At 69.8% G+C, this 17,619-nt stretch carries 15 protein-coding genes and 1 pseudogene; 2 read left to right on the forward strand and 14 right to left on the reverse strand.

Going from position 1 to position 17,619, the window contains the following annotated elements; translation table 11 throughout:
* The 14 genes and pseudogenes from ACFWR9_RS25945 to ACFWR9_RS26010 all read right to left on the reverse strand — a co-directional run.
* Positions 1–613 (reverse strand): annotated as a pseudogene (locus ACFWR9_RS25945) (NADH-quinone oxidoreductase subunit N); the annotation flags it as partial.
* Complete coding sequence (locus ACFWR9_RS25950; protein WP_383846234.1) at positions 610–2,208, reverse strand: NADH-quinone oxidoreductase subunit M; 1,599 nt, start codon at positions 2,206–2,208, stop codon at positions 610–612. The pseudogene ACFWR9_RS25945 and the gene ACFWR9_RS25950, both read right to left, overlap by 4 nt.
* Before the next feature lie 5 nt (positions 2,209–2,213).
* A complete protein-coding gene (gene nuoL / locus ACFWR9_RS25955; RefSeq protein WP_383846236.1) occupies positions 2,214–4,178 on the reverse strand; it encodes an NADH-quinone oxidoreductase subunit L in 1,965 nt (654 codons plus the stop codon).
* 9 nt (positions 4,179–4,187) lie between these two features.
* Positions 4,188–4,487 carry an NADH-quinone oxidoreductase subunit NuoK gene (nuoK, locus tag ACFWR9_RS25960; RefSeq protein WP_003974374.1) on the reverse strand — a complete coding sequence of 100 codons (300 nt, stop codon included), beginning with the start codon at positions 4,485–4,487 and terminating at the stop codon, positions 4,188–4,190.
* Positions 4,484–5,341 (reverse strand): NADH-quinone oxidoreductase subunit J, encoded by an 858-nt coding sequence (locus tag ACFWR9_RS25965; protein WP_383846238.1) that lies wholly within the window; start codon positions 5,339–5,341, stop codon positions 4,484–4,486. Before ACFWR9_RS25965 ends, nuoK begins: the two co-directional genes overlap by 4 nt.
* Positions 5,338–5,979, reverse strand: coding sequence for an NADH-quinone oxidoreductase subunit NuoI (gene nuoI, locus ACFWR9_RS25970; RefSeq protein ID WP_383846240.1), 642 nt, complete (start codon positions 5,977–5,979; stop codon positions 5,338–5,340). The genes ACFWR9_RS25965 and nuoI overlap by 4 nt, the downstream gene beginning before the upstream one ends.
* Positions 5,972–7,348, reverse strand: a complete 1,377-nt coding sequence (gene nuoH, locus ACFWR9_RS25975) for an NADH-quinone oxidoreductase subunit NuoH (RefSeq protein WP_383846242.1) — start codon at positions 7,346–7,348, stop codon at positions 5,972–5,974. The genes nuoI and nuoH overlap by 8 nt, the downstream gene beginning before the upstream one ends.
* Complete coding sequence (locus ACFWR9_RS25980; RefSeq protein WP_383846244.1) at positions 7,345–9,849, reverse strand: NADH-quinone oxidoreductase subunit G; 2,505 nt, start codon at positions 9,847–9,849, stop codon at positions 7,345–7,347. Before ACFWR9_RS25980 ends, nuoH begins: the two co-directional genes overlap by 4 nt.
* On the reverse strand, positions 9,846–11,198 hold the full coding sequence (gene nuoF / locus ACFWR9_RS25985; RefSeq protein WP_383846246.1) for an NADH-quinone oxidoreductase subunit NuoF: 1,353 nt from the start codon (positions 11,196–11,198) through the stop codon (positions 9,846–9,848). The genes ACFWR9_RS25980 and nuoF overlap by 4 nt, the downstream gene beginning before the upstream one ends.
* Positions 11,195–12,067 (reverse strand): NADH-quinone oxidoreductase subunit NuoE, encoded by an 873-nt coding sequence (nuoE, locus tag ACFWR9_RS25990; RefSeq protein WP_383846248.1) that lies wholly within the window; start codon positions 12,065–12,067, stop codon positions 11,195–11,197. Before nuoE ends, nuoF begins: the two co-directional genes overlap by 4 nt.
* Positions 12,064–13,386: an NADH-quinone oxidoreductase subunit D gene (locus tag ACFWR9_RS25995; protein WP_383846250.1), complete on the reverse strand. Its 1,323-nt coding sequence runs from the start codon at positions 13,384–13,386 to the stop codon at positions 12,064–12,066. The genes nuoE and ACFWR9_RS25995 overlap by 4 nt, the downstream gene beginning before the upstream one ends.
* Positions 13,383–14,138, reverse strand: a complete 756-nt coding sequence (locus ACFWR9_RS26000) for an NADH-quinone oxidoreductase subunit C (RefSeq protein WP_383846252.1) — start codon at positions 14,136–14,138, stop codon at positions 13,383–13,385. Before ACFWR9_RS26000 ends, ACFWR9_RS25995 begins: the two co-directional genes overlap by 4 nt.
* The gene (locus tag ACFWR9_RS26005) at positions 14,135–14,689 is read right to left on the reverse strand and encodes an NADH-quinone oxidoreductase subunit B family protein (RefSeq protein WP_031141109.1); all 555 of its coding nucleotides are present in this window, start codon (positions 14,687–14,689) and stop codon (positions 14,135–14,137) included. Before ACFWR9_RS26005 ends, ACFWR9_RS26000 begins: the two co-directional genes overlap by 4 nt.
* 12 nt (positions 14,690–14,701) lie before the next feature.
* Positions 14,702–15,061, reverse strand: coding sequence for an NADH-quinone oxidoreductase subunit A (locus ACFWR9_RS26010; protein ID WP_003974383.1), 360 nt, complete (start codon positions 15,059–15,061; stop codon positions 14,702–14,704).
* Positions 15,062–15,805: 744 nt separating this feature from the next.
* Here ACFWR9_RS26010 and ACFWR9_RS26015 point away from each other — a divergent pair.
* Together ACFWR9_RS26015 and def are read left to right on the forward strand one after the other, a co-directional pair.
* Positions 15,806–16,633 carry a C40 family peptidase gene (locus ACFWR9_RS26015; RefSeq protein WP_383846254.1) on the forward strand — a complete coding sequence of 276 codons (828 nt, stop codon included), beginning with the start codon at positions 15,806–15,808 and terminating at the stop codon, positions 16,631–16,633.
* Between the two features lie 323 nt (positions 16,634–16,956).
* Positions 16,957–17,619: peptide deformylase (gene def / locus ACFWR9_RS26020; protein ID WP_383846256.1), on the forward strand; the 663-nt coding region annotated here is incomplete at its 3' end.

Raw genomic sequence — 17,619 nt, forward strand, 5'->3', positions numbered from 1 at the left:
GCGCGCACAGCAGATACAGCGGGAGGGAGAAGACCTCCAGGGCCACGAAGAGCGTCAGCAGGTCGTTGGCGGCCGGGAAGACCAGCATGCCGGCGACCGCGAAGAGCAGGAGCGGGAACACCTCCGTGGTGGTGAAGCCCGCCTTGACCGCCTTCTGCTCGCTCTCGCTGCCCGGTACGGCGGCGGCCTGCGCGGCGAAGGAGTCGACGCGGTTGCCGTGCGCCTCCGGGTCGAGCCGCCGCTCGGCGAAGGTGAACAGGCCGACCAGCGCCACCAGCAGGATCGTGCCCTGCAGGAAGAGGGCGGGTCCGTCGACGGCGATGGCGCCCATCGCCGCGATGCCCGCCTTGGTCGTGCCGTATCCGCCCGCCGCGAGGGCGACGACCGCGGCGAAGGCGGCGACCAGCGCGACGACCGATACGAACATCTGCACGTAGTAGCGGGCCCTGCGCGGCACGAAGGCCTCGACCAGGATTCCGATGATCGCCGCGCCGACGATGACGAGGGTGGGCGCCAGTTGCCCGTACTCGATCTTCGGCGCGTCGATCTTGGCGATCGGGTCGGCCGCCGTCGCCGCCGTTGTCCACAGGCTGTGGACGGCTGTTGCGCTCACTTGGCCGCCTCCACCTCAGGCTGGGGGTCCTTCTTGTGTACGTCGGACATGGTCTGCTCCACCGCGGGGTTGACGATGTCCGTGAGGGGCTTCGGGAAGACGCCCAGGAAGATCAGCAGCGCCACCAGTGGCGCCACGACGACCAGCTCACGCACCCGCAGGTCGGGCATCGCGGAGACCTCCGGCTTCACCGGGCCCGTCATCGTCCGCTGGTAGAGGACGAGGGTGTAGAGCGCGGCGAGGACGATGCCGAAGGTGGCGATGATGCCGATCACGGGGTACCGCGTGAACGTGCCGACCAGGACCAGGAACTCACTGATGAAGGGCGCGAGGCCCGGCAGGGAGAGGGTCGCCAGGCCGCCGATCAGGAAGGTGCCGGCGAGCACCGGGGCCACCTTCTGCACTCCGCCGTAATCGGCGATGAGCCGCGAGCCGCGCCGCGAGATCAGGAAGCCGGCGATCAGCATCAGCACCGCGGTCGAGATGCCGTGGTTGACCATGTACAGCGTCGCGCCGGACTGGCCCTGGCTGGTCATCGCGAAGATGCCCATGATGATGAAGCCGAAGTGCGAGATCGACGCGTACGCGATCAGCCGCTTGATGTCGCGCTGGCCGACCGCGAGCAGCGCGCCGTAGATGATGCTGACGACCGCCAGGACCAGGATGACCGGCGTCGCCCACTTGCTCGCCTCCGGGAAGAGCTGGAGGCAGAAGCGGAGCATCGCGAAGGTGCCGACCTTGTCGACGACCGCCGTGATGAGCACGGCGACCGGGGCGGTCGACTCCTGCATGGCGTTGGGCAGCCAGGTGTGCAGCGGCCACAGCGGCGCCTTCACCGCGAAGGCGAAGAAGAAGCCGAGGAACAGCCACCGCTCGGTGCTGGTCGCCATGTCCAGTTCGCCGCTGGCCCGCGCCTGGGCGATCTCCGTGAGCGAGAAGTTCCCGGCGACCACGTACAGCCCGATCACCGCGGCCAGCATGATCAGACCGCCGGCCAGGTTGTAGAGGAGGAACTTCACCGCGGCGTACGACCGCTGCGTCGCCGCCGTCTTCTCGCCCTCCGCCGCGGTAGCGGCAGATCGATACGAGCCGTGGGCCCGGTCCCCGAAGCCGCCGATGAGGAAGTACATCGGGATCAGCATGGCTTCGAAGAAGATGTAGAAGAGGAAGACGTCGGTGGCCTCGAAGGAGATGATCACCATCGCCTCGACGGCGAGAATGAGGGCGAAGTAGCCCTGAGTCGGCCGCCACTGCTTACTGCCGCTCTCCAGCGGGTCGGCGTCGTGCCAGCCCGCGAGGATGATGAACGGGATCAGCAGCGCGGTCAGCGCGATCAGCGCCACCGCGATGCCGTCCACGCCCAGTTCGTACCGGACGCCGAACTCCGCGATCCAGGAGTGCGACTCGGTGAGCTGGTAGCGGTCGCCGTCGGGGTCGAAGCGGACCAGGACCGCGATCGCCAGCGCGAGCGTGGCCAGCGAGACCAGCAGCGCCAGCCACTTGGCCGCGGTGCGTTTCGCGGCCGGCACGGCGGCCGTGGCGATCGCCCCGACGGCCGGGAGGGCCGCCGTGACTGTCAGCAGGGGAAAGGACATCGGTATCAGACCGCCCTCATCAGCAGGGTCGCGGCGACGAGGACCGCCGCACCGCCGAACATCGAGACCGCGTAACTGCGCGCGAACCCGTTCTGCAGCTTGCGCATCCGCCCGGACAGGCCGCCGACCGAGGCCGCCGTGCCGTTGACGACCCCGTCGACCAGGGTGTGGTCGACGTAGACCAGGGAGCGCGTGAGGTGCTCGCCGCCGCGGACCAGGACGACGTGGTTGAAGTCGTCCTGGAGCAGGTCGCGCCGGGCGGCCCGGGTGAGCAGCGACCCGCGCGGGGCGACGGCCGGGACCGGACGGCGCCCGTACTGCGCCCAGGCGGCCGCGACACCGATCACCATCACGGCCACCGTGGAGACGGTGACCGTCAGGGCGCTGATCGGCGCGTGTCCGTGGTCGTGCCCGGTGATGGGCTCCAGCCACTGCACGAACCGGTCGCCGATGCTGAAGAACGCGCCGCCGAACACCGAGCCGACGGCCAGCACGATCATCGGGATCGTCATGGTCTTCGGCGACTCGTGCGGGTGGGGAGGCGTGTACTCGCCGCGTGTCTGAGCCGCGGGCTCCACGTCGGGCGACGCGGGCGACGGCGTCGGGGCCTTGCGCCAGCGCTCCTCGCCGAAGAACGTCATCAGCATCACGCGCGTCATGTAGTACGCAGTGATGGCCGCGCCCAGCAGGGCCACGCCGCCGAGGATCCAGCCCTCGGTGCCGCCCTTGGCGAACGCCGACTCGATGATCTTGTCCTTGGAGAAGAAGCCGGACAGGCCCGGGAAACCGATGATGGCGAGATAGCCCAGGCCGAAGGTGACGAAGGTGACCGGCATGTACTTGCGCAGTCCGCCGTAGCGGCGCATGTCGACCTCGTCGTTCATGCCGTGCATGACGGAACCCGCGCCGAGGAACAGCCCGGCCTTGAAGAAGCCGTGCGTCACCAGGTGCATGATCGCGAAGACGTAGCCGATGGGGCCGAGCCCGGCCGCCAGCACCATGTAGCCGATCTGCGACATGGTGGAACCGGCCAGCGCCTTCTTGATGTCGTCCTTGGCACAACCGACGATCGCACCGAAGAGCAGCGTGACCGCGCCCACGATGGCGACCACCAGCTGGGCGTCGGGCGCGCCGTTGAAGATCGCGCCGGAGCGGACGATCAGGTAGACGCCCGCGGTCACCATGGTCGCGGCGTGGATGAGGGCCGAGACCGGGGTCGGGCCCTCCATCGCGTCCCCGAGCCAGGACTGGAGCGGTACCTGGGCGGACTTGCCGCAGGCGGCGAGCAGCAGCATCAGGGCGATCGCGGTGAGCTTGCCCTCGTCGGCCGAGCCCGCGAGCCCGGCCTCCCCCTCGCCGCCGAGCACCGGCCCGAAGGCGAAGGTGCCGAACCACAGGAACATCAGCATGATCGCGATGGACAGGCCCATGTCGCCGACGCGGTTGACCAGGAAGGCCTTCTTCGCGGCGGTGGCGGCGCTGGGCTTGTGCTGCCAGAAGCCGATCAGCAGGTAGGAGGCGAGTCCGACGCCCTCCCAGCCGACGTACAGCAGCAGGTAGTTGTCGGCGAGGACGAGCAGCAGCATCGCCGCGAGGAACAGGTTCAGATAGCCGAAGAAGCGGCGGCGGCGCTCGTCGTGCTCCATGTACGCGACCGAGTACAGGTGGATCAGCGAGCCGACGCCGGTGATCAGCAGGACGAACGTCATCGACAGCTGGTCGAGCCGGAAGGCGACGTCGGCCTGGAAGCCCTCCACCGGGATCCAGCTGAACAGGTGCTGCGTCAGGGTGCGGTCCTCGGCGCCGCTGCCGAGCATGTCGGCGAAGAGGACGACGCCGATCACGAAGGACGCGGCCGCCAGCAGGGTGCCGATCCAGTGGCCGACGGCGTCGAGCCGGCGTCCGCCGCACAGCAGAACCGCAGCTCCGAGCAAGGGCGCCGCGACCAGCAGCGCAATCAGGTTCTCCACTTCAGCCCCTCACAGCTTCATCAGGCTGGCGTCGTCGACCGAGGCCGAGTGGCGGGAACGGAACAGGGACACGATGATCGCGAGCCCGACCACGACCTCCGCGGCGGCGACGACCATCGTGAAGAAGGCGATGATCTGGCCGTCGAGGTTGCCGTGCATGCGGGAGAAGGCGACGAACGCGAGGTTGCAGGCGTTGAGCATCAGCTCGATGCACATGAAGACCACGATCGCGTTGCGCCGGATCAGTACGCCGGTGGCGCCGATCGTGAACAACAGGGCCGCGAGATACAGGTAGTTGACGGGATTCACTTCGACGCCTCCTCGGACCGCTCGGAGTTGTCCGGCCCGGCCGCGCCGCGCCTCAGGCGCTCCTCGGCCCGCTGCTCCAGGGCCTTCAGGTCGCCCAGCGCCTGCGTCGACACGTCGCGGATCTGGCCCCGCTCGCGCAACGTCTTGCTGACGGTCAGCTCGGACGGGGTGCCGTCGGGCAGCAGGCCCGCGATGTCGACCGCGTTGTGCCGGGCGTACACGCCGGGCGCCGGGAGCGGCGGCAGGTGCTTGCCCTCGCGGACGCGCCGCTCGGCCAGTTCACGCTGGGTCGCCGCGCGTTCGGTGCGCTCCCGGTGGGTGAGCACCATGGCGCCGACGGCGGCGGTGATGAGCAGCGCGCCGGTGATCTCGAAGGCGAAGACGTACTTGGTGAAGATGAGGGACGCGATGCCCTCCACGTTCCCGTTCGCGTTCGCCTGGGCGAGGCCGGTGAACTCCGAGACGGATGCGTTGCCGATGCCGGCGACCAGCAGGATGCCGAAGCCGAGCCCGGACACGAGGGCCAGCCAGCGCTGGCCCTTGATGGTCTCCTTCAGGGAGTCCGCCGCGGTGACGCCGACGAGCATCACCACGAACAGGAACAGCATCATGACCGCGCCGGTGTAGACGACGATCTGCACGATGCCGAGGAAGTAGGCGCCGTTGGCGAGGTAGAACACCGCCAGGACGATCATGGTCCCGGCGAGGCAGAGCGCGCTGTGCACGGCCTTCCTCATGAAGACGGTGCACAGGGCGCCGATCACCGCGACCGTGCCGAGGATCCAGAACTGGACGGCCTCTCCGGTGGAGGTGCCGGCGGAGAGAGTCGCTGCGGCGGCGAGCTGCGCGCTCATCGGCGGATCACCTTCTCCGACGCCGGTTCGGTCCCGCCGAAGGTCGAGTCGGCCTCCTGGACCACCTCGCCCTCGGAGTGCGCGACCTGCTGCTCGGTGCCGGGGGCCGCCTCGGTCACCAGGCCCCGGTAGTAGTCCTGCTCGTCCGTGCCCGGGTAGATGGCGTGGGGCGAGTCGACCATGCCCTCCTCCAGGCCGGCCAGCAGCTGGTCCTTGGTGAAGATGAGGTTGGCGCGGCTGGAGTCGGCCAGTTCGAACTCGTTGGTCATCGTCAGCGCGCGCGTGGGGCACGCCTCGATGCACAGGCCGCACAGGATGCAGCGGGCGTAGTTGATCTGGTAGACGCGGCCGTACCGCTCGCCCGGCGAGTAGCGCTCCTCGTCGGTGTTGTCCGCGCCCTCCACGTAGATGGCGTCCGCGGGGCAGGCCCAGGCGCACAGTTCGCACCCGACGCACTTCTCCAGGCCGTCCGGATGGCGGTTGAGCTGGTGCCGTCCGTGGAAGCGCGGAGCGGTGGTCTTCTGCTGCTCCGGGTACTGCTCGGTCAGCCGCTTCTTGAACATGGCCTTGAAGGTCACGCCGAAGCCGGCCACGGGGTTCTGGAAACCGGGGTTGGTCTCCTTGGGTTCCTCAGCCATCGGACGCCTCCTTTCCATCCGTAGATCCGCCCGCAGGTCCGTCACTCTGAGTATCGGGCCCACCACTGACAATCAGCTCCCGCTCCCGGCGCGGGCGGCGTCGTGGCACCGGCGGCAACTCCTGTCCGGGCATCGGCGGTACGGGGAATCCGCCGGCCATCGGGTCGAAGGCGGCGGGCTCCTCGGGGGGCGCCTCGGCCCGCTTGCCCTTCTCGCGGAAGATGTCCACGACGAAGGACAACAGCAGCAGGGCCAGGACGCCGCCGCCGATGTAGAGGGCGATGTCGGCGAAGTCGTAGTTCTCGTTCCGCAGGGCCCGCACGGTCGCGACCAGCATCAGCCAGACCAGGGAGACCGGGATGAGGACCTTCCAGCCGAGCTTCATCAGCTGGTCGTAGCGGACGCGCGGGAGCGTGCCGCGCAGCCAGATGAAGAAGAACAGCAGCAACTGGACCTTGACCACGAACCAGAGCAGCGGCCACCAGCCGTGGTTGGCGCCCTCCCAGAAGGTGCTGACCGGCCACGGCGCCCGCCAGCCGCCGAGGAACAGCGTGGTGGCGACCGCCGAGACGGTCACCATGTTCACGTACTCGGCGAGCATGAACATCGCGAACTTGATCGACGAGTACTCGGTGTTGAAGCCGCCCACCAGGTCGCCCTCGGACTCCGGCATGTCGAAGGGGGCGCGGTTGGTCTCGCCGATCATCGTGACGACGTAGAGGATGAAGGAGACCGGCAGCAGCACGATGTACCAGCGGTCGTCCTGCTGCGCGACGATCTCCGACGTGGACATCGATCCGGAGTAGAGGAAGACCGAGGCGAACGCGGCGCCCATCGCGATCTCGTAGGAGATCATCTGCGCGCAGGACCGCAGCCCGCCGAGGAGCGGGTACGTCGATCCGGAGCTCCAGCCCGCCAGCACGATGCCGTAGATGCCGACCGAGGCGACCGCCAGGATGAACAGCATGGCGATCGGCAGGTCGGTGAGCTGCATCGCGGTGCGGTGACCGAAGATCGAGATCTCGTTGCCGGCCGGGCCGAAGGGGATCACGGCGATCGCCATGAAGGCCGGGATGGCCGCGACGATGGGCGCGAGGACGTACACCGCCTTGTCGGCGCGCTTGACGATCAGGTCTTCCTTGAGCATCAGCTTGATGCCGTCGGCGAGCGACTGGAGCATGCCCCAGGGGCCGTGCCGGTTCGGGCCGATGCGCAGCTGCATCCAGGCGACGACCTTGCGCTCCCACACGATGGAGAACAGCACGGTCACCATCAGGAAGGCGAAGCAGAACACCGCCTTGATGACGACCAGCCACCAGGGGTCGGTGCCGAACATCGAGAGGTCTTCAGCGGCGAGGTACGGGCTCATGCCTCCACCTCCTTGGGGGCCTCGCCGGCGGGCGTCGCCGGACCGATGCGGACGAGGGACCCGGGCAGCGCCCCGGCGTCGGAGGCGACGCCCGTGCCGGCCGAGTTCAGCGGGAGCCAGACCACCCGGTCGGGCATCTCGGTGACCTGGAGCGGGAGGGCGACGGCCCCGGCGGGTCCGGTCACGGCCAGCAGGTCGCCGTCCTTGACGCCGGCCTCCGCGGCCGTGGCGGCCGACACGCGCGCGTGCGCGGCGTGCCGGGTACCGGCCAGCGCCTCGTCGCCCACCTGGAGCAGGCCCTGGTCGAGCAGCAGCCGGTGCCCGGCCAGTACGGCCTCACCGGCGGCCGGGCGCGGCAGCGCGCTCGCGGTCTGCAGCGGCTCGCCTGCCGACGGCCCGTCCCAGGCGCCGAGCCGGTCGATCTCCGCGCGCGTGGTGCGCAGATCCGGCAGGCCGAGGTGTACGTCCATGGCGTCGGCCAGCATCTGCAGGACGCGGCCGTCGGTGGGCGCCAGGCGGCGGGTCATCTGGTCGGGCTTGAGCGCGGCCTCGAAGAAGCGCACCCGGCCCTCCCAGTTGAGGAAGGTCCCGGGCTTCTCGGCGACCGCGGCGACGGGCAGGACCACGTCGGCGCGTTCGGTGACCTCGCTGGGCCGCAGCTCCAGCGACACCACGAAACCGGCCTCGTCGAGCGCCGCACGCGCGCGTGCCGGGTCGGGCAGGTCGGCGACCTCCACGCCCGCCACCAGCAGCGCCTGGAGTTCGCCCCGGGCCGCGGCCTCGACGATCTCGCCGGTGTCGCGGCCGTAGCGGTGCGGGAGGTCGGCCAGGCCCCAGACCGAGGCGACCTCCTCACGTGCGCGCGGGTCGGTCGCCGGGCGGCCGCCGGGCAGCAGCGACGGCAGCGCACCCGCCTCGATCGCGCCGCGCTCCCCGGCCCGGCGCGGGATCCACACCAGCCGGGCGCCGGTCGCGGCGGCCGTCCGTACGGCGGAGGTCAGGCCCCCGGCCACGGAGGCCAGCCGCTCGCCGACGACGATCACGGCACCCTCGGCGCGCAGCGCCTCGGCCGCCTGGCCGCCGCCGTCCTCCAGTCCGACACCGCTCGCGAGGGCGTCCAGCCACTCGGTCTCGGTGCCGGGAGCGGCGGGAAGGAGCGTGCCGCCGGCCTTCTCCAGGCCCCGGGTGGCGTGGGTCGCCAGCGCGAAGACCCGCTGCCCGTGCCCCCGCCAGGCCTTGCGCAGCCGCAGGAAGACGCCGGGCGCCTCCTCCTCGGCCTCGAACCCGACCAGCAGGACGGCGGGCGCCTTCTCCAGCGCGGTGTAGGTGACGCCCGTACCGTCGAGGTCGCGGCCGCGTCCGGCGATCCGGGCGGCCAGGAAGTCGGCCTCCTCGGCGCTGTGCACGCGCGCGCGGAAGTCGATGTCGTTGGTGTCGAGCGCCACGCGCGTGAACTTGCTGTACGTGTAGGCGTCCTCGACGGTGAGCCGGCCGCCGGTCAGCACGCCGGTGCGGCCCTTGGAGGCGAGCAGCCCCTGCGCGGCGATCTGCAGGGCCTCCGGCCACGAGGCCGGCTCCAGGTCGCCCTCCGCGTTGCGCACCAGGGGTGTGGTCAGCCGGTCGCGCTGCTGCGCGTACCGGAACCCGAAGCGCCCCTTGTCGCAGATCCACTCCTCGTTGACCTCGGGCTCGTTGGCCGCGAGGCGCCGCATGACCTTGCCGCGCCGGTGGTCGGTGCGGGTCGCGCAGCCGCCGGAGCAGTGCTCGCAGACCGACGGCGAGGAGATCAGGTCGAAGGGGCGGGAGCGGAACCGGTAGGCCGCCGAGGTGAGCGCGCCGACCGGGCAGATCTGGATGGTGTTGCCGGAGAAGTACGACTCGAAGGGGTCGCCCTCGCCGGTGCCGACCTGCTGGAGCGCGCCCCGCTCGATCAGCTCGATCATCGGGTCGCCGGCGATCTGGTTGGAGAACCGGGTGCAACGGGCGCACAGCACGCAGCGCTCACGGTCGAGCAGCACCTGCGTGGAGATGGCCACGGGCTTCTCGTACGTCCGCTTCCTGCCCTCGAAGCGGGACTCGGACTGGCCGTGCGACATCGCCTGGTTCTGGAGCGGGCACTCGCCGCCCTTGTCGCAGACCGGGCAGTCCAGCGGGTGGTTGATGAGCAGCAGCTCCATCACCCCGTACTGGGCCTTCTCGGCGACGGGCGAGGTGAGCTGGGTCTTGACCACCATGCCGTCGGTGCAGGTGATGGTGCAGGACGCCATGGGCTTGCGCTGGCCCTCGACCTCGACGATGCACTGGCGGCAGGCGCCGGCCGGGTCGAGGAGGGGGTGGTCGCAGAACCGCGGGATCTCGATGCCGAGCTGTTCGGCGGCCCGGATGACCAGGGTGCCCTTGGGCACGCTGATCTCGAGGCCGTCGATCGTGAGCGACACGAGGTCCTCGGGCGGGACCGCAGCCTCTCCTCCGCCGGAGGGAGCGCTGGTGGTCACGGTCATGCGTTCACCTCCGTACGGTGGTCGGCCCAGGCCGTCGACTTGGCCGGGTCGAAGGGGCAGCCGCGGCCCGTGATGTGCTGCTCGTACTCCTCGCGGAAGTACTTGAGCGAGGAGAAGATCGGCGAGGCGGCGCCGTCGCCGAGGGCGCAGAACGACTTGCCGTTGATGTTGTCGGCGATGTCGTTCAGCTTGTCGAGGTCGGACATCACGCCCTTGCCGGCCTCGATGTCGCGCAGCAACTGCACGAGCCAGTAAGTGCCCTCACGGCAGGGTGTGCACTTGCCGCAGGACTCGTGGGCGTAGAACTCGGTCCAGCGGGTGACGGCGCGCACGACGCAGGTCGTCTCGTCGAAGCACTGGAGCGCCTTGGTGCCGAGCATGGAACCCGCGGCGCCCACTCCCTCGTAGTCGAGGGGGACGTCGAGGTGCTCGTCGGTGAACATCGGCGTCGAGGAGCCGCCCGGTGTCCAGAACTTCAGCCGGTGGCCGGGCCGCATGCCGCCGCTCATGTCGAGGAGCTGGCGCAGCGTGATGCCGAGCGGGGCCTCGTACTGGCCGGGACCCGCCACGTGGCCGCTGAGCGAGTACAGCGTGAAGCCCGGGGACTTCTCGCTGCCCATCGACCTGAACCACTCCTTGCCCTTGTTGAGGATCGCGGGAACGGAAGCGATCGACTCGACGTTATTCACCACAGTCGGGCACGCGTAGAGGCCCGCGACGGCAGGGAAGGGGGGACGGAGCCGCGGTTGACCCCGGCGGCCTTCGAGCGAGTCGAGCAGTGCGGTCTCCTCACCGCAGATGTACGCGCCCGCGCCCGCGTGCACGGTGAGTTCCAGGTCGAGTCCGCTGCCCAGGATGTTCTCGCCGAGGAAGCCGGCCGCGTGGGCCTCACGCACGGCCTCGTGCAACCGCCGCAGTACCGGTACGACTTCGCCACGCAGGTAGATGAAGGCGTGCGACGACCTGATGGCGTAGCACGCGATGACCATGCCCTCGATGAGGCTGTGCGGGTTCGCGAAGAGGAGCGGGATGTCCTTGCAGGTCCCCGGCTCCGATTCGTCGGCGTTGACAACTAGATAGTGAGGCTTGCCGTCACCCTGGGGAATGAACTGCCACTTCATCCCCGTCGGGAAACCGGCGCCGCCGCGTCCACGCAGACCGGACTCCTTGACGTACGCGATCAGGTCGTCCGGCGCCATCGCCAGCGCCTTGCGGAGCCCCTCGTACCCCTCGTGCCTCCGGTAGACGTCCAGAGTCCAGGACTCGTCCTCGTCCCAGAAGGCCGACAGCACGGGTGCGAGCAGCTTCTCCGGGCTGCTGCCCTTGATCTCGGCTGCCACGGTCATCACTCCCCCTCCTCGGCGGTAGGCCCTGCCGGGTTGGCCGGGTCGGACGCAGACGTGTCCTGCGGCGCGTCGTGCGAGCTGAGGTGTTCCGTCGGTGACGGCTCGTGCACGTCCCGGTCCGGCGCGGCGTCGTGCGGTCCGCCGTCCCGTGGGTGCACCACGCGCGCGGCGGTCGTCTCGCCCTTGGCCAGCTTCAGGCCGGCCAGGGAGGCGGGACCCGCGCTGCCGCCGGCCGCGACGGCGCCGTCCCGCTCGTCGGGGAAGCCCGCCAGGATCCGGGCGGTCTCCTTGAAGGTGCACAGCGGCGCACCGCGCGTGGGCGTCACCGGCCGTCCCGCGCGCAGGTCGTCGACGAGGCCACGGGCGCTCGCCGGGGTCTGGTTGTCGAAGAACTCCCAGTTGACCATCACGACCGGCGCGAAGTCGCAGGCCGCGTTGCACTCGATGTGCTCCAGGGTGACCGCGCCGTCCTCGGTGGTCTCGCCGTTGCCGACGCCCAGGTGCTCCTGGAGGGACTCGAAGATGGCGTCGCCACCCATGACCGCGCACAGCGTGTTGGTGCAGACGCCGACCTGGTAGTCGCCGCTCGGCCGGCGCCGGTACATGGAGTAGAAGGTGGCGACCGCGGTGACCTCGGCGGTGGTGAGGCCCAGCATGTCCGCGCAGAACCGCATCCCGGTGCGCGTGACATGCCCCTCCTCCGCCTGAACGAGGTGCAGCAGCGGCAGGAGGGCGGACCGGGAGTCCGGGTAGCGGGCGATGACCTCGCGCGCGTCGGTCTCCAGCCGGGCCCGGACGTCGTCCGGGTAGGCGGGCGCGGGCAGTTCCGGCATGCCCAGGCTGACGCCCCGCTCCGAAGAAGAGGTGGTCACCGGTCGACGCCTCCCATCACGGGGTCGATGGAGGCCACCGCGACGATGACGTCGGCGACCTGGCCGCCCTCGCACATCGCCGCCATGGCCTGAAGGTTGGTGAAGGACGGGTCGCGGAAGTGGACCCGGAAGGGGCGGGTGCCGCCGTCGGAGACGACGTGCACCCCGAGCTCGCCCTTGGGCGACTCGACCGCCGTGTACGCCTGTCCCGGCGGCACCCGGAAGCCCTCGGTGACCAGCTTGAAGTGGTGGATCAGGGCCTCCATGGAGGTGCCCATGATCTTCTTGATGTGGTCGAGGGAATTACCGAGTCCGTCCGGTCCCAGGGCGAGCTGCGCGGGCCAGGCGATCTTCTTGTCGGCGACCATGACCGGTCCGGGCTCCAGCCGGTCCAGGCACTGCTCGACGATCCTGAGCGACTGGCGCATCTCCTCCAGCCGGATCAGGAAGCGGCCGTAGGAGTCGCAGGTGTCGGCGGTCGGGACGTCGAAGTCGTACGTCTCGTAGCCGCAGTAGGGCTGGGTCTTGCGCAGGTCGTGCGGCAGGCCGGTGGACCTGAGCACCGGGCCGGTGGCGCCGAGGGCCATGCAGCCGGCCAGGTCGAGGTAGCCGACGTCCTGCATGCGGCCCTTGAAGATGGGGTTCCCGGTGGCGAGCTTGTCGTACTCCGGGAGGTTCTTCTTCATCTTCTTCACGAGCTCGCGCATCTGGTCCACCGCGCCGGGCGGCAGGTCCTGGGCGAGCCCGCCGGGGCGGATGTACGCGTGGTTCATCCGGAGGCCGGTGATCAGCTCGAAGACGTCGAGAATCAGTTCACGATCGCGGAAGCCGTAGATCATGATCGTGGTGGCGCCCAGCTCCATGCCGCCGGTGGCGATGCACACCAGGTGTGAGGAGAGCCGGTTCAGCTCCATCAGCAGGACGCGGATGATCGTGGCCCGGTCCGGGATCTGGTCCTCGATGCCGAGGAGCTTCTCGACGCCCAGGCAGTACGCCGTCTCGTTGAAGAACGGCGTCAGGTAGTCCATGCGCGTCACGAAGGTGGTGCCCTGCGTCCACGTCCGGTACTCGAGGTTCTTCTCGATGCCGGTGTGCAGGTAGCCGATGCCGCAGCGGGCCTCGCTGACCGTCTCGCCGTCGATCTCCAGGATCAGGCGGAGCACGCCGTGCGTGGACGGGTGCTGCGGGCCCATGTTGACGACGATGCGCTCGTCGTCGGCGCGGGCGGCGGACTGGACGACCTCGTCCCAGTCACCGCCGGTGACCGTGTAGACGGTGCCCTCCGTGGTCTCCCTGGGGGAGGCGTGTGAAGTGCTCACGAGTACGACCTCCGCTGGTCCGGAGCCGGGATCTGGGCGCCCTTGTACTCGACGGGGATGCCGCCGAGGGGATAGTCCTTGCGCTGCGGAAAGCCCTGCCAGTCGTCCGGCATCATGATCCGCGTCAGGGCCGGGTGATCGTCGAAGACGATGCCGAAGAAGTCGTAGGTCTCCCGCTCGTGCCAGTCGTTCGTCGGATAGACCGCGACCAGCGACGGAATGTGCGGGTCGGCGTCGGGGGCGCTGACTTCGAGGCGGATCAGCCGGTTGTGGGTGATCGAGCGCAGGTGGTAGACGGCGTGCAGCTCGCGGCCCTTGTCGTGCGGGTAGTGCACGCCGCTGACGCCGGTGCACAGCTCGAAGCGCAGGGCCGGGTCGTCGCGCAGGGTGCGGGCGACGCGGACCAGGTGCTCGCGCTCGATGTGGAAGGTCAGCTCGTCGCGGTCGACGACCGTCTTCTCGATGGCGTTGCCGGGGAGCAGTCCCTGCTCCTCCAGCGCGCCCTCCAGCTCGTCGGCGACCTCGTCGAACCATCCGCCGTAGGGCCTGCTCGCCGGTCCGGGGAGGCGGACGGAGCGGACCAGGCCGCCGTAGCCGGAGGTGTCGCCGCCGTTGTTGGCACCGAACATGCCGCGCTGGACGCGGATCTCCTCGCCGCCCTGGCCGCGCTGGCCCGGCAGGTTCTCCGCGGAGAGGTCCTTCTCGGGGTTCACCCCGTTCGCGTCACCCGGGGTGTTGTTGGCGTCGCTCACCGCAGCAGCCCCTTCATCTCGATCGTGGGCAGGGCCTTGAGCGCCGCTTCCTCCGCCTCACGGGCCGCTTCCTCCGCGTTCACCCCGAGCTTGGAGCTCTGGATCTTCTGGTGGAGCTTGAGGATGGCGTCCAACAGCATCTCGGGCCGCGGCGGGCAGCCGGGGAGATAGATGTCGACCGGGACGATGTGGTCGACGCCCTGGACGATGGCGTAGTTGTTGAACATGCCGCCCGAGGAGGCGCAGACCCCCATGGAGATCACCCATTTCGGGTTCGGCATCTGGTCGTAGACCTGCCGCAGCACCGGCGCCATCTTCTGGCTGACCCGGCCCGCGACGATCATCAGGTCCGCCTGCCGCGGCGATCCGCGGAAGACCTCCATGCCGAAGCGCGCCAGGTCGTAGCGGCCGGCGCCGGTGGTCATCATCTCGATGGCACAGCAGGCGAGGCCGAACGTGGCGGGGAAGACGGACGACTTGCGCACCCAGCCCGCGGCCTGCTCGACGGTGGTCAGCAGGAAGCCGCTCGGCAGTTTTTCTTCGAGTCCCATGTCAAAGGCCCCTCAGTCCCATTCCAGGCCGCCGCGCCGCCATACGTACGCGTACGCGACGAAGACGGTGAGCACGAAGAGCAGCATCTCCACGAGCCCGAAAATCCCCAGGGCGTCGAAGGTGACGGCCCAGGGGTAGAGGAAGACGATCTCGATATCGAAGATGATGAAGAGCATCGCCGTCAGGTAGTACTTGATGGGGAAGCGCCCGCCGCCGGCCGGCGTGGGGGTCGGCTCGATGCCGCACTCGTAGGCCTCGAGCTTCGCCCGGTTGTACCGCTTCGGACCGATCAGCGTGGCCATGACCACGGAGAAGATCGCAAAGCCTGCCCCGAGGGCTCCCAGTACGAGGATGGGCGCATACGCGTTCACCGCTCCTCGCTCCTCTCAGTCGGCACTGACTGCTGGCGGTTGCACTGGACTCACAGCCGCCCCAACAGCCCCACGAGCCCCGCTCGTCCCGGCGAAGATCGCGAACATGTGAAGCAGGTCACAAGCCCAACTGCCTCGCATCCTATGCCCGCCGCTCTGTGATCTGCGACACGGGGTATTGCACAAGCTTTGTGATCTCCACCACCTGACGAACGATCATGAAGTCGGATGAGCGGTGATCTTCACACAAGAAGCGTTCAGCTGATCACCAGAGGTGACATTTTCGATCGTCGCCGCTGGCCAGAGGGCCCTACTATGGAGCGTCTCCATATCAAGATGCTTCCCTTGCATGCAAATTGGCGCCCGGCTAGGTGGCTTGATAGGGGACGCGTTCACACGTCGGAGGGAGGGGCGGGGTGCGATGTGGACACGTGCACGCGTTCACGAGCGTTCGGGCGCACCGGGACGCAGGCGCCGGGGTAACCGTTCCGTGACCTGCGCCACATTGATGAGAGGCGGATGAGAACCGGGCTTGGCCAACTGAACCAACCAGTGGTAAGCGCGGGGCAATTCGGGCGTAATGATCAAAGACCGTGATCACGGGCCTGATACGGACAGTCCACAATGTCCGTTACGGCGTCAATAAAGAGCGACACGCCCGGGGTTCGGAGGCTCGGTTGAACAACTGTGGCGCAGCACACGTTTCTTGAAGGTATGGAGGAGCTACTGATACCGGTTGTCCCTATGTCCCACACCGCTCACATACGCAGCCACCGGAAGCCCCGCCGCAGCGCGTCGAAAATCGCGATGCGGGCCGGAGTTGCCGGTGGCGTCCTCAGCACCCTGGCAGTCGCCGGTGCGTCGGGGTCGGCCAACGCGGCCGAACCGGTGACGCAGACCCTCGAACTGCCCACCCTGACGGCCGACCTGGCCGCTCAGGTCGCCCAGTCCGCCGACGTCACGCAGCAGGCGGCGTCGAGCTACGAGCTGCAGGCCGAGCGTGACGCGGCCGCCGCCAAGGCCGCCAAGCAGGCCAAGGCCGACCTCGCCGACGCCAAGAAGAAGGCCGCGGAGGCCAAGAAGAAGGCCGAGGAGGCCGAGCGCAAGGAGGCCGCCGAGCGCGCCGCCCGCAGCGCCGAGCGCACCACCCTGAGCGCCTCCGCGGACACCGGCACGTCCAGCGGCTCGGACAGCGGCACCAGCACGTCCACCGCCACCGGTTCGGCCGCCGCGGTCGTCGCCTTCGCGCAGGCGCAGGTCGGCAAGGCGTACGTCCTCGGCGCCACCGGCCCGTCGGCCTACGACTGCTCCAGCCTCATGCAGGCCGCCTTCAAGCAGGTCGGCGTCAGCCTCCCCCGGGTCTCCCAGGAGCAGTCGACCGCCGGCACCCAGGTCGGCCTCGACAACCTCCAGCCGGGCGACATCCTGTACTGGGGTGGCGCGGGCAGCGCGTACCACGTGGGCGTCTACGTCGGCGACGGCATGTTCGTCGGCGCGCAGAACTCCTCCACCGGCGTCGTCCAGAAGTCGCTCGACTACGACCCGCCGAGTGGCGCGGTCCGCGTGCTCTAGCACTCGGGCACATCCGTACGAAGGGCCGCAGCCGCTCGGGGGCTGCGGCCCTTCGGCATGCCGCCGGCTCCCGACGCCCCGCCACCTCCCGGCGTCCCGCGGGCCCCCTGCCGCCCGCAGCCTCTCGACGCCCCGCCGGCTCCCGGCCTCCCGCCACCTCCCGGCGCCCCGCCGTCCTTCGGCGCCCCGGCCACCTCCCGGCGCCCCGCTGCCCCCGGTATCCCGCCCGCCCCCGGCATCTCCCGGCTCTCCCACGTCTCCTGGCATGCTCGGGCGCGGGCCGGCCTCCCGTCGGCCCTCCACGAGCCGGAGGAGAGAACGTCATGCCGAGTGTGTTCGTACAGGGGCGGCCCGCCGCCGCGTATCCGCCGCTCGCGCCCGAGGCCCGGCGCGGGTCGGTGCGGCGGGTCACCGAGGTCGGCGAGGAGGTGCTGCACAAGCCCTGCCGGGACGTCACCGAGTTCGGTCCCGACCTGGCCGCGCTGATCGACGACCTGTTCCGCACGATGTACGTCGCCGAAGGGGCCGGACTGGCGGCCAATCAGGTCGGGGTCGGCCTGCGGCTGTTCGTCTACGACTGCCCGGACGACGACGGTGTCCGACATGTCGGGCACATCGTGAACCCGGTCCTCGAAGCCCTCGACCCGGCCGCCCGGCGGCTGCTCGACGAGGGCGAGGGATGCCTGTCGGTGCCGGGCGCCGTCATGGCCGTACCGCGGCCCGACCGGGCGGTCGTGCGGGGCCTCGACAAGGACGGGGAGCCACTGCTCGTCGAGGGCACCGGCTACTTCGCCCGCTGTCTCACCCACGAGACCGACCACGTGAACGGGCAGGTGTACCTGGACCGGTGCTCCGCGCGCGAGCGGAAGGCCGCGCTGCGGCAGTCGGCGGAGCGGGGCCCCGGGCGGGGGCGCCCCCCGGGCGCCCCCGCCCCCGCGCCCCCACCACGGGCCGCGCGCGCGGTGAGACCCGAGGGGGCGCCATCG

This window comes from Streptomyces sp. NPDC058534, assembly GCF_042717365.1.
Classification (GTDB): Bacteria; Actinomycetota; Actinomycetes; order Streptomycetales; family Streptomycetaceae; genus Streptomyces.

Coding starts and splice junctions, on each gene's coding strand:
- ACFWR9_RS25950 (WP_383846234.1), bottom strand. CDS start 2,208: ATGTCCTTTCCCCTGCTGACAGTCACGGCGGCCCTCCCGGCCGTCGGG.
- ACFWR9_RS25965 (WP_383846238.1), bottom strand. CDS start 5,341: ATGAGCGCGCAGCTCGCCGCCGCAGCGACTCTCTCCGCCGGCACCTCC.
- nuoI (WP_383846240.1), bottom strand. CDS start 5,979: ATGGCTGAGGAACCCAAGGAGACCAACCCCGGTTTCCAGAACCCCGTG.
- nuoH (WP_383846242.1), bottom strand. CDS start 7,348: ATGAGCCCGTACCTCGCCGCTGAAGACCTCTCGATGTTCGGCACCGAC.
- ACFWR9_RS25980 (WP_383846244.1), bottom strand. CDS start 9,849: ATGACCGTGACCACCAGCGCTCCCTCCGGCGGAGGAGAGGCTGCGGTC.
- ACFWR9_RS26005 (WP_031141109.1), bottom strand. CDS start 14,689: ATGGGACTCGAAGAAAAACTGCCGAGCGGCTTCCTGCTGACCACCGTC.
- ACFWR9_RS26015 (WP_383846254.1), top strand. CDS start 15,806: ATGTCCCACACCGCTCACATACGCAGCCACCGGAAGCCCCGCCGCAGC.